Source organism: Roseovarius sp. MBR-78, from assembly GCF_040547535.1.
GTDB lineage: Bacteria > Pseudomonadota > Alphaproteobacteria > Rhodobacterales > Rhodobacteraceae > Roseovarius.
The window spans coordinates 50,753-66,210 of record NZ_JBEPPX010000010.1 but is presented as its reverse complement, the minus strand read 5'-3'; the positions used below and the strand labels follow the sequence as shown (position 1 = coordinate 66,210).

At 66.6% G+C, this 15,458-nt stretch carries 16 protein-coding genes; 14 read left to right on the top strand and 2 right to left on the bottom strand.

The features are described 5' to 3' along the window. The first annotated feature begins 61 nt into the window (after positions 1 to 61). From ABIE58_RS10140 to tdh, 7 genes are all read left to right on the top strand, one after another. The gene (locus ABIE58_RS10140) at positions 62 to 664 is read left to right on the top strand and encodes a flavin reductase family protein (protein WP_354544666.1); all 603 of its coding nucleotides are present in this window, start codon (positions 62 to 64) and stop codon (positions 662 to 664) included. Positions 665 to 779: 115 nt separating this feature from the next. Then, the gene (mtgA, locus tag ABIE58_RS10135) at positions 780 to 1,499 is read left to right on the top strand and encodes a monofunctional biosynthetic peptidoglycan transglycosylase (protein ID WP_354544589.1); all 720 of its coding nucleotides are present in this window, start codon (positions 780 to 782) and stop codon (positions 1,497 to 1,499) included. 59 nt (positions 1,500 to 1,558) lie between these two features. Continuing rightward, entirely contained in the window at positions 1,559 to 2,224 is a 666-nt protein-coding gene (gene fzlA / locus ABIE58_RS10130; RefSeq protein ID WP_354544665.1) for an FtsZ-binding protein FzlA, read from the top strand. A gap of 60 nt (positions 2,225 to 2,284) precedes the next feature. Next, a complete protein-coding gene (gene queG, locus ABIE58_RS10125; RefSeq protein ID WP_354544588.1) occupies positions 2,285 to 3,337 on the top strand; it encodes a tRNA epoxyqueuosine(34) reductase QueG in 1,053 nt (350 codons plus the stop codon). 48 nt (positions 3,338 to 3,385) lie between these two features. Further along, positions 3,386 to 5,386 (top strand): hydantoinase/oxoprolinase N-terminal domain-containing protein, encoded by a 2,001-nt coding sequence (locus ABIE58_RS10120; RefSeq protein WP_354544587.1) that lies wholly within the window; start codon positions 3,386 to 3,388, stop codon positions 5,384 to 5,386. 69 nt (positions 5,387 to 5,455) lie between these two features. Further along, complete coding sequence (locus ABIE58_RS10115; protein ID WP_354544586.1) at positions 5,456 to 6,649, top strand: glycine C-acetyltransferase; 1,194 nt, start codon at positions 5,456 to 5,458, stop codon at positions 6,647 to 6,649. Between the two features lie 11 nt (positions 6,650 to 6,660). Further along, complete coding sequence (tdh, locus tag ABIE58_RS10110) at positions 6,661 to 7,683, top strand: L-threonine 3-dehydrogenase (protein ID WP_354544664.1); 1,023 nt, start codon at positions 6,661 to 6,663, stop codon at positions 7,681 to 7,683. A gap of 18 nt (positions 7,684 to 7,701) precedes the next feature. Here the strand turns inward: tdh and ABIE58_RS10105 are convergent, their stop codons facing one another. Together ABIE58_RS10105 and ABIE58_RS10100 are read right to left on the bottom strand one after the other, a co-directional pair. Then, positions 7,702 to 8,445 carry a sulfite exporter TauE/SafE family protein gene (locus tag ABIE58_RS10105; RefSeq protein WP_354544585.1) on the bottom strand — a complete coding sequence of 248 codons (744 nt, stop codon included), beginning with the start codon at positions 8,443 to 8,445 and terminating at the stop codon, positions 7,702 to 7,704. Beyond that, on the bottom strand, positions 8,442 to 9,341 hold the full coding sequence (locus ABIE58_RS10100) for a LysR family transcriptional regulator (RefSeq protein ID WP_354544584.1): 900 nt from the start codon (positions 9,339 to 9,341) through the stop codon (positions 8,442 to 8,444). The genes ABIE58_RS10105 and ABIE58_RS10100 overlap by 4 nt, the downstream gene beginning before the upstream one ends. 259 nt (positions 9,342 to 9,600) lie before the next feature. Between ABIE58_RS10100 and ABIE58_RS10095 the strand changes: the two genes are divergently transcribed. From ABIE58_RS10095 to ABIE58_RS10065, 7 genes are all read left to right on the top strand, one after another. Next, positions 9,601 to 10,578, top strand: a complete 978-nt coding sequence (locus tag ABIE58_RS10095) for a Bug family tripartite tricarboxylate transporter substrate binding protein (protein WP_354544583.1) — start codon at positions 9,601 to 9,603, stop codon at positions 10,576 to 10,578. A 101-nt stretch (positions 10,579 to 10,679) separates the two neighbouring features. Then, positions 10,680 to 11,171, top strand: a complete 492-nt coding sequence (locus ABIE58_RS10090) for a tripartite tricarboxylate transporter TctB family protein (protein WP_354544582.1) — start codon at positions 10,680 to 10,682, stop codon at positions 11,169 to 11,171. Next, on the top strand, positions 11,168 to 12,658 hold the full coding sequence (locus ABIE58_RS10085) for a tripartite tricarboxylate transporter permease (protein ID WP_354544581.1): 1,491 nt from the start codon (positions 11,168 to 11,170) through the stop codon (positions 12,656 to 12,658). Before ABIE58_RS10090 ends, ABIE58_RS10085 begins: the two co-directional genes overlap by 4 nt. Before the next feature lie 77 nt (positions 12,659 to 12,735). Next, the gene (locus ABIE58_RS10080) at positions 12,736 to 13,200 is read left to right on the top strand and encodes a YeeE/YedE family protein (protein WP_354544663.1); all 465 of its coding nucleotides are present in this window, start codon (positions 12,736 to 12,738) and stop codon (positions 13,198 to 13,200) included. 3 nt (positions 13,201 to 13,203) lie between these two features. Then, on the top strand, positions 13,204 to 13,638 hold the full coding sequence (locus ABIE58_RS10075; RefSeq protein WP_354544580.1) for a DUF6691 family protein: 435 nt from the start codon (positions 13,204 to 13,206) through the stop codon (positions 13,636 to 13,638). After that, complete coding sequence (locus ABIE58_RS10070; RefSeq protein WP_354544579.1) at positions 13,635 to 14,519, top strand: MBL fold metallo-hydrolase; 885 nt, start codon at positions 13,635 to 13,637, stop codon at positions 14,517 to 14,519. Before ABIE58_RS10075 ends, ABIE58_RS10070 begins: the two co-directional genes overlap by 4 nt. A 74-nt stretch (positions 14,520 to 14,593) precedes the next feature. Beyond that, positions 14,594 to 15,457 carry a substrate-binding domain-containing protein gene (locus ABIE58_RS10065; protein WP_354544578.1) on the top strand — a complete coding sequence of 288 codons (864 nt, stop codon included), beginning with the start codon at positions 14,594 to 14,596 and terminating at the stop codon, positions 15,455 to 15,457. The last annotated feature ends 1 nt before the right edge of the window (position 15,458 follow it).

Below are 15,458 nucleotides of genomic sequence, written 5' to 3'. Positions count from 1 at the left end.
AGGCCGCGTAGCACGGCGTTACCGCTTGCACAAACCCGATCACCACGCCAAGGAGATGCCCATGTTCTACCGCCCCGAGGATGGCCACGGCCTGCCGCACAACCCGTTCAACGCCATCGTCACGCCGCGCCCCATCGGCTGGATTTCCACCCGTGACAGCGACGGCCACGACAATCTTGCGCCCTATTCGTTTTTCAACGCGGTGGCCTATGTGCCGCCGCAGGTGATGTTTGCCTCGACCGCGACCAAGCCCGACCGCGACGGCACCAAGGACAGCGTCGCCAATATTCGGCAAACCGGCGTGTTCTGCGTCAACGTGGTGAGCGAGGCGCTGACCGATGCGATGAACCGCAGCTCGGGGCCGTGGGGCCGCGAGGTGGATGAATTCGCCGATGCCGGGCTGGAAAAGGCCGCCTGCGAGACCATCGACTGCGCCCGCGTCGCCGCCAGCCCCGCTGCGCTCGAATGCCGCCTGACACAGATCGTACAGCTTGCGGGCGAGGCCAATTTCGCCGTTTTCGGCGAGGTCATGGGCGTGCATATGGACGACGCCTGCCTTGTCGATGGCCGCTTTGACGTGACCCGGTTCAACCCGCTCTCGCGGCTGGGCTACATGGATTACGCCGTGGTTAGGGAGACCTTCAGCCTCAGGCGGCCCGAGTAGGGGCGGCTGCGGGCCGCGCTGTCCGAGCGGGGTGTGTCGGGTATTTTCACCAAGAAGATGCGCGGGCCGCGTCTAAGCGGTTTTGCCGCGCGGTTCGGGCTTGTATAGCTGGGTCATGGCACGGGGACGGCGCGCAAAGAAAAAGGGCAAGAGACCGGCGCAGGCGCTGCGGCGCGCGTTCTGGCGGTGGCTGTGGCGCGCGGCGCTGGTGATTGTGGGTGCTCTGGGGCTGAGCCTGCTGGCCTATCGCTGGGTCGATCCGCCGGTGACGATCTATACCTGGCAAGAGGGGCGGCGGCTGGGCATGATCGCGCAAAAGCCGGTGCCGATGGCGCGGATCGCGCCGGTGATGGCGCGCGCGGCGGTGGCTGCAGAGGATGCCAATTTCTGCCAGCATTGGGGGTTTGACATGGCCGCCATTCGCGTGGCGATTGCCGAAGGATCGGGGCGCGGGGCCTCGACCATCAGCCAGCAGGTGGTGAAAAATGTCTGGCTCTGGCATGGGCGAAGCTGGGCGCGCAAGGCGCTGGAGGCCGCGATCACGCCGCTGGTGGAGGCGGCCCTGCCCAAGCGGCGCATTTTGGAAATCTATCTCAACCAGGCGGAATTCGACGAGGGCGTGTTCGGTGTCGAGGCGGCGGCGTGGCATTATTTCGGCGTCACCGCCGCAGAGCTAAGCGCGGTGCAGGCCGCGCGGCTTGCCGCCGTGCTGCCCGATCCCAAGGGGCGCTCGGCGGCGCGGCCCTCGGCGGCGCTGCGCGAGCGCGCGGCGGCGATCATGGACGGGGCGGCGACCATCGCGCGTGACGGGCGCGCCGCCTGTTTCGAGGATTGAATCCGGTGGCCAAAGCGGGCATGGAGGGGCGCGTTCCCCAACCCGAGGTAGCCCTGACGATGGCCCGGCTCTATCACGTTCCGCTCTCGCCGTTTTGCCGCAAGGTGCGGCTGTGCCTTGCCGAAAAGCGGATCGAGTGCGAACTGGTCGAGGAGCGCTATTGGGAGCGCGACCCCGATTTCCTGCGCCGCAACCCGGCGGGCAAGGTGCCGGTGCTGCGCATGGATGGCCGCGACCTGAGCGAAAGCGCCGCGATCTGCGAATATATCGAGGAGCGCCACCCGACGCCGCCCCTGATGCCGCGAGGAGCCGAGGCGCGCTTTGAGGTGCGGCGGCTGGTGGGGTGGTTCGATGACACGTTCCACCATCAGGTGACCGCCAAGCTGCTTTATGAGCGGGTCAACAAGAAGCTGATGAAGCAGGGATTTCCCGATAGCCGCAATGTCAAGGACGGGGCGCGGGCGATCAAGTTCCACCTCGATTACATGGCGCTTTTGCTGGATCATCGCCGCTGGCTGGCGGGCGATGTGATGACGCTGGCGGATTTCGCCGCCGCCGCGCATCTGTCGGTGCTGGATTACATCTCGGATGTGGATTGGCATCGCTCGGAGGCGGTGAAGGATTGGTATGCCAAGATCAAGTCGCGCCCTGCGTTCCGGGGCTTGCTGGCCGATCAGGTGCCGGGATTCCCGCCGCCCGCGCATTATGCCGATCTGGATTTCTAGACCGGGGGCGCTGCCCCCGTCGCCGCGGGGCGGCGACTCCCCCGGAATATTTTTGGCAACATGAAAACAGGGCTGAAACAGAGACTGGTGGCACGCGCCCTTGAGGAGGGGTTCGATGCCTGTCGGCTGTGCAGGCCGTGGGATGTGGGCCATGTGCCCGCGCGGCTGGCGGCGTTTCTGGATGCGGGGCGGCACGGGCAGATGGGCTGGATGGAGGAGCGCGCCCATTGGCGGGGCGCACCGGAGGTTCTGTGGCCCGAGGCGCGCACGGTGATCGTGCTGGGCGAGAGCTATACGCCCGAGGCGGACCCGCTGGCGGGGCTGGCGCGGCGGGATCGGGGCAATATCTCCGTTTATGCCCGTAACAGAGACTATCATGACACGGTCAAGAAGCGGCTGAAGCGGCTGGCACGGTGGCTCATCGACGGCGCGGGCGGCGAGGTGAAGGTGTTTGTCGATACCGCGCCGGTGCCGGAAAAGCCGCTGGGGCAGGCGGCGGGGCTCGGGTGGCAGGGCAAGCATACCAATCTGGTGAGCCGCGATCTGGGGAGCTGGTTCTTTATCGGGTCGGTGTTCACCACGCTGGAATTAGACACTGATACGGCGGAAGTGGATCATTGCGGGTCGTGCCGGGCCTGTCTGGATGTCTGCCCCACAGATGCCTTTCCCGCGCCCTATCAACTCGATGCGCGGCGCTGCATTTCCTATCTGACGATCGAGCATAAGGGGCCGGTGGACGAGGATTTGCGGCCCGGTCTGGGAAATCGGATTTACGGCTGCGACGATTGCCTGGCGGTGTGCCCGTGGAACAAGTTCGCGGTCGAGGCGCGGGAGGTGAAATATGCCGCGCGCGACGATCTGCTGGCACCAAAGCTGGCGGATCTGTCGGTGCTCGATGATGCCGGATTCCGGGCGCGGTTCTCCGGCTCTCCGATCAAGCGGATCGGGCGGGACCGGTTCGTGCGAAACGTGCTTTATGCCATTGGCAATTCCGGTGAGCCGGGATTGCGGGCGGTGGCGCAGGGATTATGCGAGGATGCGGATGCGGCGGTGGCGGATGCGGCGCGATGGGCCGTGATGCGACTGGATCGTGACGCAAACGGGCTGGCATAGGCGCGCCGCTATGGGCTATGCGCGGCGAGGCATGGAGGGCGCGCGCGGATGGCATTGCTTTTGGGGGTGGATACGGGCGGCACCTATACCGATGCCGTGCTCATGCGCGACGAGGCAGAGGTGGTGGCGAGCGCCAAGGCGCTGACCACGCGGCACGACCTGGCCATCGGGATCGGCGAGGCGGTGGCCGCCGTGCTGGCAGCAAGCGGGGCGGTGGCGGGCGAGATCGGGCTGGCATCGCTTTCGACCACGCTGGCGACCAATGCGCTTGTGGAGGGGCAGGGCGGGCGCGCGGGGCTGGTCTATATCGGGTTTCGCGAGGCGGATCTGGCCACGCACGGGCTGCGCGAGGCGCTGGGCGGTGATCCGGCGCTGGTGATTGCGGGCGGGCATGGCCATGCGGGTGCCGAGGCGGCGGCGCTGGACGAGGCGGCCTTGCGCGGCTGGCTGGCGGCGGGCACGGGGGCCGAGGCCTATGCGGTGGCCGCGCTTTTTGCCACGCGCAATCCGGCGCATGAGTTGCGCGCCGCCGCGATCATCCGCGAGGTGACGGGCAAGCCGGTGAGCCTGTCGCATCACCTCTCGGCCAAGTTGGGCGGGCCGAAGCGGGCGTTGACGGCGCTTTTGAATGCGCGGCTGGTGGGGATGATCGCGCGGTTGATTGATCGCGCCGAGGGCAAGCTGCGCGATCTGGGTATCACCGCGCCCCTGATGGTGGTGCGCGGCGACGGGGCGCTGATTTCGGCGGATCAGGCGCGGGCGCGGCCCATCGAGACGATCCTGAGCGGGCCTGCGGCGAGCATTGTGGGCGCGCGCTGGCTGACCGGGGCGGGGCACGCGCTGGTCTCGGATATCGGCGGGACGACGACGGATGTGGCGGTGCTCCGGGATGGGCGGCCTGCCATTGATCCCGAGGGGGCGCGCGTTGGCCCGTGGCGCACGATGGTCGAGGCGGTGGCGATGCGCACCTTTGGTCTTGGTGGCGATAGCGAGGTGCATCTGGCCGAGGGGCTGGGGGGCGGGCTGCGGCTTGGGCCGCGGCGGCTTGTGCCGGTGAGCCTGATGGCGCTCGAGGCGCGCGAGGTGGTGCATGAGGCGTTGGAGGCGCAGGCGCGCGCGGCGGCCCCAAGCGAGATGGATGCACGGTTCGTGCGCGCCGTGCCGGGGATGGAGGCGGGCGGATTGGCCGAGCGGGAGGCCATGCTGCTGGCGCGGATTGGGGCTGAGGTGTGGCCGCTGGGCGCGGTGCTGCGCAACCGGATGGATCACGGCGCGCTTGCCCGTTTGGTGCGGCGCGGGCTGGTGCAGTTGGCGGGCGTCACGCCGTCGGATGCCGCCCATGTGCTGGGCAAGGTCGCGGTATGGGACGGTGAGGCCGCGCGGCTGGCGCTGGACCTGCTGGCGCGCAGGCGCGTGGGATCGGGCGAGCGGCTGGCCGAGGGGCCCGAGGCGCTGGCGGCGATGATCGTGGAGCGGCTGACGCATCAGACCGCGCTGGCGCTCTTGGAGGTGGGCTTTGCCGAGGAGGAGGCGGATTTCGACCTGCCGCCGGAGGTGCTGGCGGGGCATGTGCTGATGCAGCGGGGCCTTGGGCCGCATCGCGGGCTGGTGCGGATCGAGGCGGGCCTCAACGTGCCGGTGGTGGGGCTTGGAGCCTCGGCGGCGAGCTATTATGGCGCGGTGGGGGCGCGGCTGGGATGCGAGATGATCCTGCCCGAGCATGGCGGCGTGGCCAATGCCATCGGCGCGGTGGTGGGCCGGGTGGTGATCCGGCGCGCGGGCGTGGTGAGCGTGCCCGCCGAGGGCCGCTATCGCGCGCATCTGGAAAACGGGCCGGAGGATTTCTCTGATGCCGAGGCCGCGATGGTGGCGTTGGAGGCGGTTTTGAGTGCCGAGGCGCGGGATGAGGCAGAGGCGGCGGGGGCCGTCGATGTGCAGATCGCGGTGCGGCGCGAGCTGAAAGAGGCCGAGGCCGAGGGGCGGCGGGTGTTTATCGAGGCCGCGATCGTGGTAGAGGCAGGGGGGCGGCCGCGCGTTGCGGCGGGATGAGGGGGCGCTGCCCCCGTCGCCCGGTGGGCGACCCCCCGGAATATTTGGGGCAAGATGAAGGAGCGGATCATGGGTGCGGCGGATCGGTTTGACGCGGATATTGCGGGGCGGCTTGAGGGCCTGCGCGAGGACGGGCTTTACAAGGTGGAGCGGGTGATTGCCTCGATGCAGGCGGGCGAGGTGCGGCTGGCGGATGGGCGCGAGGTGGTTAACCTGTGTGCCAACAATTATCTGGGGTTGGCGGATCATCCCGAGATCATCGCGGCGGCGCATGGGGCGCTGGATCGCTACGGGTTCGGCATGGCCTCGGTGCGGTTCATTTGCGGGACGCAGGAGGAGCACAAGGAGCTTGAGGCGCGGATTGCCGGGTTTCTGGGTAAGGAGGATGCGATCCTTTATGCTGCGGCGTTTGACGCCAATACAGGGTTGTTCGAGACGATTCTGGGGCCGGAGGATGCGATCATTTCCGACAGCCTGAACCATGCCAGCATCATTGACGGGGTGCGGCTCTGCAAGGCCGCGCGTTATCGCTATGCCAATCGCGACATGGCCGATCTGGAGCGGTGCCTGCGCGAGGCGGAAGGCGCGCGGCACCGGCTGATCGCCACCGATGGCGTGTTTTCGATGGACGGGTTTTACGCGCCGCTCGATGAAATCTGCGATCTGGCGGAACGCTATGACGCGATGGTGATGGTGGATGATTGCCACGCCACCGGGTTCGTGGGCGAGACCGGGCGCGGCACGCCGGAGCGGTTTGGGGTGATGGATCGGGTGGATATCCTGACCGGCACGCTGGGCAAGGCGCTGGGCGGCGCGTCGGGCGGCTATACGGCGGCGAGCGCAAAGGTTGTGGACTGGCTGCGGCAACGCTCGCGGCCTTATCTCTTTTCCAACACGCTGGCACCGGTGATTGCGGGGGCGTCGCTCAAGGTGTTCGACCTGCTGGAGGATGGAGAGGCGCGGCGCGCGCGGCTCTGGGACAATGCCGCGTATTTCCGCGAGCGGATGGGCGCGCTCGGGTTTGAGTTGCTGCCGGGGGAACATGCGATCATCCCGGTGATGCTGCGCGACCCGAAGCTGGCGCAGGAGATGGCCAAGCGGCTGGGCGAGCGGGGCGTTTACGTGACGGCGTTCAGCTTTCCGGTGGTGCCGAAAGGGCAGGACCGTATCCGCACGCAGATGAGCGCGGCGCTGAGCCGTGACATGCTCGACCGGGCGATTGGGGCATTCGAGGCCGTGGGCCGGGAATTGGGAGTGATCTGATGCGGAATGAAATGAAGGCGCTGGTCAAGGCCCGCGCGGAGCCGGGGCTTTGGATGGAGCATGTACCGGTGCCTGAGCCGGGGCCGTCGGATGTGCTGATCAAGGTGAAGAAATCCGCGATTTGCGGCACCGATGTGCATATCTGGAAATGGGACGAGTTCAGCGCCAAGACAGTGCCGGTGCCGATGGTGGTCGGGCACGAATTCGTGGGCGAGATCGTCGATACGGGGCCTGCGGCGGTGAAATACCGGATCGGGCAGCGGGTCTCGGGCGAGGGGCATATCGTCTGCGGCACCTGCCGGAATTGCCGCGCGGGGCGGGGGCATCTGTGCCGCAATACGCGCGGTGTCGGCGTGCACCGGCCCGGCTCTTTTGCCGAATATGTCTGCATTCCCGAGATGAACGTGGTGCCGATCCCCGACGATATCCCCGATGAGATCGCGGCGATTTTCGACCCGTTCGGCAATGCCGTGCATACCGCGCTCAGCTTTGATCTGGTGGGCGAGGATGTGCTGGTGACGGGCGCGGGGCCCATTGGCATCATGGGCGCGCTGGTGGCGCAGAAGGTGGGCGCGCGCAAGGTGGTGATCACCGATATCAACCCCTACCGCCTCGATCTGGCGCGGCGGATGGGGGTGCAGCATGTGGTCGATGTGGCCAATCAGCAGTTGCATGACGTGATGGCAGAGATCGGCATGACCGAGGGGTTCGATGTGGGCCTCGAGATGTCAGGCGCGTCGGCGGCGATGCAGCAGATGATCGCGCGGCTCAACAATGGCGGCAAGCTGGCGCTTCTGGGGATTGCGCCGACGGAATTCGCGGTGGACTGGAACGCGGTGATCTTCAAGATGCTGCATATCAAGGGCATCTATGGCCGCGAGATGTTCGAGACCTGGTACAAGATGATCGCGCTGGTGCAATCGGGCCTCGATCTGTCGGGCCTGATAACCCACCGGATCGGGATCGACGATTTCGAGGCGGGGTTTGCCGCGATGATCTCGGGTAATTCGGGCAAGGTGGTGATGGATTGGTGAGGCGCGCGGGCCGCGCCGTCAGAGCATCTCGCGCAGCATGAGCACCGTGCCCGAGATCAGCGTCATCGCGATCAGCAGGCGGCGAAAGGCGGCATCCGGCAGGCGGCGAAAGATCGCGATCCCCGCCTGCGCGGCGATGATCGAGACCGGCAGCGCCAGCGCGATATAGAGCAGCGTTTCGCGCGTATAGGCACCCTTGAATGCCAGCGCCGCCGCCGTGAGCGCCAGCACCGTGACGTTGAACGGCTGCAACACCGCCCGCGTTTCGGCCTTGGGCCAGGGGCGCAGGGCGCACCACATCATCGGCAGCGCCCCCGAGAGCGACGCCGCACCGCCGAGCACGCCACCCGCGAGGCCCACGAGCATATCGAGCACCGGGGTGGGGCGGGTGAAGCGGGGCAGGCGGGTGCGCAGGCTGAAATAGCCGCCATAGAGGATGAGAAACCCCGCGACCCCCAGTTTGAGGCTGCGCGCGTCGAGAAACGATAGCGCCAGCACACCCAGGGGGATGCCCAGCACGCCGGGGAGGAGAAACCGCGCCAGGCGCCGCTTGTTGGTGCCGATGGCGTGGCGCACGATCCAAAGCCCCTGCAACCCGGTGAGCGCCGAGAGCACCACCACCACCGCCACCGCCTGCACCGGCGGCATGACGTTGAGAAAGAACCCCAGCGCGAAAAGCGCCGTGCCGAACCCGGCAAGCCCGTTGATGAGGCCGCCCGCCGCGGCACCGGCGATGACAAGGGCGATGGTCTCGGCGCTCATGCGGCTGTGACCGGGCGGAAGATACCGATCTCGACCGCCCCGAGAAGCGCGGTGTGGATCGCCTCGATCACCCGCAGGCGGGGGTTGTCGCGGCGATGCGCCAGCGTCAACTGCCGCACCGGCGCGCCTTCGGGCAGGGGCAGGCGGCGCAGCGGCAGCGGGCTTGCGCCACGCACGCAGCGCGCGGGCACGATCGACACGCCAAGCCCGGCGAGAACCATGCTGGAAATGGCCTCCAGCCCCTGCAATTCCATCGTCACATCGACGGCGATGGCCTGCTCGCGCAGCCAGCCGTCGATCAGCCCGCCCACCACCGCGTCGCGGCTGAAGCGGATGAAGGGATGGACCGCCAGAAGCGCGCGCACATCGTCGCCGGTGGTATCCTCGGGGGCCAGAAGCTCCATCGGCTCGCGGGCGATATCGGCATGGTCGATCCCCGGTGGCAACGGTGCCTGCCGCGACAGGATTGCGCAATCGAGCGCCCCGCGCTCGACCTCGGCGATGAGGGCCGTGGTCATGCCGGGCACCACGCGCACATGCAGGCCGGGATAGCGCGCCTTGAGAAGCCGCACCGAGAGCGGTGTGAGACCGGTAAGCGTCATCGGCACCGCGCCAAGCGAGATTTCCCCGGCAAAGCCCTCGTCGCCCGTCACCGAGGGCACAAGCCCGTCATAGGCGCGCAGGATCTCGCGCGCGCGGGCGACGAGGGCGCGGCCCACCGGGGTAAGATCGGGCGTGCGGCGGGAGCGATCAAAAAGCGCGACGCCCCATTCCTCCTCCAGGCTGCGCATTTGCTGGCTGACGGCGGCATGGGTGACATGCACCGCATCCGCCGCAGCGCTGAAGGTCCGGTGATCGTGGACGGCGATGAGCGTGCGCAGGCGACGGATGGACATGGGCGGCATCTGTAAGGGAAGCTAACAGTGAGTGTAACACAACATTGCTTATCTCAAGTAAATTTTACGTATATCGTTTCCCAAGCACAAGCAAGGCATCGGGCGTGTTGGGAGGCACAGCGGTGACGGCGATAGGATTTTTCCATGAAACCGGCTGAAAACGCATGGTGTGTTCCATGCGCGGGCTGGCTTCGCGATTGCCTGATCGCCCGCGCCTGATACTGTCCGTGCAATCACGTCATCCAGACAGGAGGGAAAGATGAACATCAAGACCATCGGAACTGCGGGGCTTTTCGCGCTCTCGCTGGCGGCGTCACCCGCGCTTGCCGAATATCCCGAACGCCCGATCAACATGGTCATTCCCTATGGCGCGGGCGGTGCCACCGACATTTCCGCGCGCACCATCGCCGAGCCGCTGGGCACTGCCGTGGGCGGCACGCTTGTGATGTCCAATATCACCGGCGCGGGCGGCGCGACCGGCTCTGTCGCGGTGCAGAACGCCAAGCCGGATGGCTATACCATGCTCTTCGCGCGCGTCGGCTCGCATACCGTGAACCCGGCGATGAAGGCGACGCTGCCCTATTCGCTCGATGATTTCCGCTTTGTCACGGTCTACGAGATCAACCCGGTGGCCTGCGCCGTGCGCCCCGATTCCGGCATCGAGAGCATGGAGGATCTGGTGGCGCTGACCGAGAGCGAGGGCACCAGCTACAGCTCTTCGGGTGTCGGCTCGATGCTGCACCTGGCGGCGGTGTTCGTTCTCGATGAATTCGGCGTCAAGAACCCGCTGGAGAAGGCCACGCATATCCCGCAAAAGGGCGGTGGTGCGGCGGCGACGGCGGTGCTCAATGGCACGGCAACGTTTCTGTGCACCAACACCTCGGCGCTGGCGAGTTTCGTGGCGAACGGGCAGCTCAAGCCGCTGATGGTGACCACCGATGCGCCGGTGCCCGGTTTCGACGTGCCCTCGGCCAGCAGCCTCGGCAAGCCGGACTTGCAACAGCTTGTCGGCTGGACCGGCATTGCCGGGCCCGATGACCTGCCCGACGCGGTGGCGGCGAAATGGGGGGAATGGATGGCTGAGGCCGCGGGCGACGAGAAATTCGTCGAGCAGATGACGGCGCGCGGCTCTGTCATCAAGGTGATGAGCCCCGAAGAGGCCAACGAGTTTATCCAGACGCAATATGACACCTTCCGCGCGCTGGTTGACAAGCTGGGGATGCGCATCGAAGGCTGAGGCGTAAGATGCCCGGCTGCGGCGGGAGAGGCGGCGGCCGGGTCACTGGCATGATACAGGTCTGAACAACAGGCATGAACAACGAGCCGGGAGGGGCGCGGGTGAGTCATCGGGCACTGCAATTGCGGCTGGGGATCGGCGCGATCCTTGCGGCGGCGTTTCTTGTGATCCACGCCATTCCGAACTGGGTGTCATCGCCAAGCAACGTGCGCAATATCGTGCTGTCGCCGCTGTTCTGGCCTTATATCCTTGGCGGGTTGACCGGGCTTGTGGGGCTCGGCCTCGTGGTTGCGGGCTGGCGCGCGGCACCGGAGGCCGGGCCGGTCAACGAGGCGATCGACGATGCCGGCGCGGGGGTGGTTCGGCTGGTGGTGTTCGCGGCGATGATGGCCGTTACCTTCTGGGCGCTGCCCTATCTCGGCATGGTCTGGGTTTCGATGCTGGCCTTCGTGGCGCTGGCATTTCTGGTGCGCACGCGACACCCGGCCACGGCGGTGGTCTGCGCCGTCATCGTGCCGCTGATCCTCTACGCCTTTTTCGCGCATGTGGCGAGCGTCGCCATTCCGCAAGGCGAGTTGGTGCGCCTGCCATGAGCCTTTATGACAGCGTGATGGCCGGGCTGGGCCTTGTCGGCAACTGGGAGGCGCTGTTGTCGCTGGCCATAGGCATCGTGATCGGCGTGGTGGGGGGCGCGATCCCCGGCATATCGGCGACGATGGCGGTGGCGCTGGCGCTGCCCTTCACCTTTCCGATGGAGGCGATCAACGGTATCCTGTTGCTGCTGGGTGTCTACAAGGGCGGCATTTTCGGCGGCTCGATCCCGGCGATTCTGATCAAGACGCCGGGCACGCCCGCATCCTCGGCCACGATCCTTGACGGCCACCCGATGGCAGAGCGTGGCGAGGCGGGGCGGGCGCTCGGCATGGCGCTCTGGGCGTCGTGCACGGCGGATTTCGTCTCGAACCTGTCGTTGATCTTCTTTGCCGGGTTCCTCGCGTCCTTTGCGCTCAGCTTCGGGCCGCCGGAATTTTTCGCGCTGATCCTCTTTTCGCTCACGATCATCGCGGGCGTGTCAGGCGATAGCCTGTTGCGCGGCGCTCTGTCGGCGCTTTTGGGGCTGCTCTTGGCGACCATCGGCCTTGATCTGGTCTATGGCACCAACCGCTTCACCTTCGGCGATCCGAACCTGATGGGGGGGCTGAATTTCATTGCCGTTCTGATCGGGCTTTTCGCAATCCCCGAGGTCATCAACATGGTCTGGCACCCGACCGGCCATATGGGCAAGGTGCAGAAGCTGGGTAGCAAATGGGTGACTTTCGCGGAATACAAACGCTGTTTCCGCTCGATCCTGCGGGGCAGTTTCATCGGCGTTTTCCTCGGCTCTATCCCCGGTATCGGGGCGGCCCCGGCGGCGTTTCTCAGCTATTCCGAGGCGCGGCGCAAATCGCCCAACAAGGCCAATTTCGGCAAGGGCGAGATCGAGGGCGTCGCCGCCTCAGAGGCGGGCAATAACGGCGTGGCGGGGGCGACGCTCATCCCTCTGCTGGCGCTGGGCGTGCCCGGCGATGTCATCACGGCGATCATCATCGGGGCGTTCATGGTGCACGGGCTGCAACCGGGGCCGATGATGTTCGTGCTCAATGTCGATATCATCTATGGTCTGTTCATCGGGCTGATCCTGTCCTCGGGGATATTGTTCATCGTCGGCGGACTGGCGATTCGCGGGTTTCGCCCGGTGGCCGATATCCCCAAGCGCATCCTGATGCCGATGGTTCTGGTGCTGTGCATCTATGGCGTTTTCGCGGTCAACAACAACATTTTCGACGTGGGCGTGATGTTCGTCATGGGCTGGGTCGGGTTTGCCATGATGCGCTATCAAATCCCGGCGGCCCCGTTCCTTATCGCCTTTATCCTCGGGCCGTTGCTCGAGGATAATTTCCGCCAGGCCATGCTCATGTCGGGCGGCAGCCCCGAGATATTGCTGCGCGGGCCGATCACGTGGTTTTTCTGGACGCTGACGGTGATTGCCATCGTGGCGATCACGCGTGGCACGCTGCTTGCCGGGCGCGCGAAGGGCTGATCGCGCGGTCACATTCGTGTAGATCGTGCGATTGCCCTGTCAAAATCGTGGTGGAATACATATACTCATTCGCGAATATATCGCGGACACGGGAAACGGACATGACGGGACTGGAGACGGCGTTTACCCCGCTGCAATCGCTGGCCGGCGGGGTGCTGATCGGGCTGTCGGCGGTGCTTTTGATGCTGGCGCAGGGCCGGATCATGGGGGCCACGGGTATTCTTTCGGGGCTGATCGCGGGCACCGCCCCCGGCGACAGGGGATGGCGCGCGGCGATGGTCGCGGGCATGATTGCGGGACCGCTGGTGGTGCTGGCCGTCACCGGGCAAATGCCCGCTGTCGATGTGCCGGTCAGCTGGCCGATGATCGTGATCGGCGGCTTTGTCGTGGGGATCGGGGTGACATTCGGCGCGGGCTGCACCTCGGGGCACGGGGTGTGCGGCAATGCGCGGCTGTCGCCGCGATCGGCGGTGGCGACGGTCACCTTCATGATCGCCTGCGGGATCACCGTCTATGTCATCCGTCATGTTTTGGGGGGCTGAGGAATGCGGCTTTTGTCTGGATTCATCGTCGGGTTGATCTTTGGTTTGGGGATTGCCGTCTCGGGCATGATAAACCCCGCCAAGGTTTTGAATTTCTTTGATGTCGCGGGGGCTTGGGACCCGAGCCTTGCCTTTGTCATGGGCGGCGCGCTGCTCACCACCTTCATCGGCTATCGCCTTGTGCTGCGCCGGGAAGCGCCGCTGATCGAGGCGAGGTTCCAGCTCCCGACGGCGCGCGATATCGACGCGCGGTTGGTTGGCGGCTCGGCGGTGTTCGGGATCGGCTGGGGCATCGCGGGGTTCTGCCCCGGCGCGGCGGTGCCGGCGCTCGGCTCCGGCAAGTGGGAGGTCGCGCTTTTCGTCGCGGCGCTGCTGGCGGGGCTGTGGGCTGCGCGCATGATCCGCGACAGGCCGACCGGAAAGGGGGCATTGGCATGACCGGCTATCCCGTCAACATGGCGGTGAGGCCGCAGGTCGAGGCGTTTTTCGACGAGGGCACCAACACCATCAGCTATGTGGTGCGCGATCCCGGTTCGACCGCCTGCGCGGTGATCGATTCGGTGATGGATATCGACATGGCGGCGGGGCGGATCAGCCACGCCCATGCCGACGCGATGATTGCCCATATAGAGCGCGAGGGGCTGGCGCTCGAATGGATCATCGAGACCCATGTGCACGCCGATCACCTGTCTGCCGCCCCCTATATCCAGGACCGCCTTGGCGGCAAGATCGGCATCGGCGCGCAAATTATGGCCGTGCAGGACGTGTTCGGCAAGATCTTCAACGAGGGCACCGAGTTTCAGCGCGACGGCAGCCAGTTTGACTGCCTGTTTCACGATGGCGATACCTATAACGTGGGCGGGATGGCGTGTTTTGCCATGCACACGCCCGGCCATACCCCCGCCTGCATGGTGCATGTGATGGGCGACGCGGCTTTTGTCGGCGATACGCTGTTCATGCCCGATGGCGGCTCGGCGCGGGCCGATTTTCCGGGCGGCGATGCGGGGGAATTGTATGACAGCATTCAGAAGGTGCTGGCCCTGCCCGACGCGATGCGGCTTTTCATGTGTCACGATTACGGGCCGGGTGGCCGTGATATCGCGTGGGAGACCACGGTAGCGGCGGAAAAGGCCGGGAATATCCATGTCGGCGGCGGCAAGACGCGCGAGGAGTTCGTGCGCTTTCGCACCGCGCGCGATGCGACGCTGGCGATGCCCCGCCTGATCCTGCCCTCGTTGCAGGTCAACATGCGGGCGGGCGCGGTGCCGAAGGACGCGGATGGCAACCCGATGCTCAAACTGCCGGTGAACCGGCTCTGATCGCGCTTTGGTGCTGATTTCCCGGCGTGGATCGGCTAGGACCGGGGGAGTGCCCCCGCGATGATGAAGAGCCGATGGACCCGAGTTACCTCACCACCAAGGAAGTCGCAGATCTGCTGCGCGTGCGCGAGCGCAAGGTCTATGACATGGTGGCGGCGGGCGAGATTCCGCATCGCAAGGTGACCGGCAAGCTGCTGTTTCCGCAGTCCGAGATCACTGCGTGGATCGAGGGCGAGGGCGCGCTGCGTGCGCCCGTGCGGCCGGGCGTCGTGACCGGCTCGCATGATCCGCTGCTCGACTGGGCGCTGCGCGAGAGCGGATCGGCGCTGGCAACCTTGTGGAACGGCAGCACCGGCGGGCTTGACGCGTTTTGCCGGGGCGAGGCGGCGATGGCGGGGCTGCATATCCCCGGCGAGGCGGGCGCGTGGAATATCGACGCGCTGGAGGCGCGGGGGCTGCGCGATGCGGTGCTCATCGGCTGGGCCACGCGGGTGCGCGGGCTGATCCTTGCGCCTTCGGTCGCCGACATGGTGCGCGATTTCGCCGATCTGCGCGGGCGGCGGGTGATCCTGCGGCAGGAGGGGGCGGGCACCACGGCGCTGTTTCAGCGGCTGATGGAGGAGGCGGGGCTGGTGGCGGCGGATCTCTCGACCCCGGCGGCGCCCGCCCATACCGAGAGCGAGGCGGCGGCGGCGGTGGCGGCGGGCGAGGCCGAGGCGACGCTCGGGATCGAGGCGATGGCGCGGCAATTCCGGCTGGTGTTTCGTCCGCTTGTGCGTGAGCGGTTCGATCTTCTGGTGGATCGCCGCGCCTGGTTTACCGCGCCGGTGCAGAGCCTTGCCGGGTTCATGCGCTCGGAGGTGATCGCCGCCAAGGCCGCCGCGCTGGGCGGCTATGACACCGGGGCCATGGGCACGGTGCGCTGGCTCTCGCCGTGAG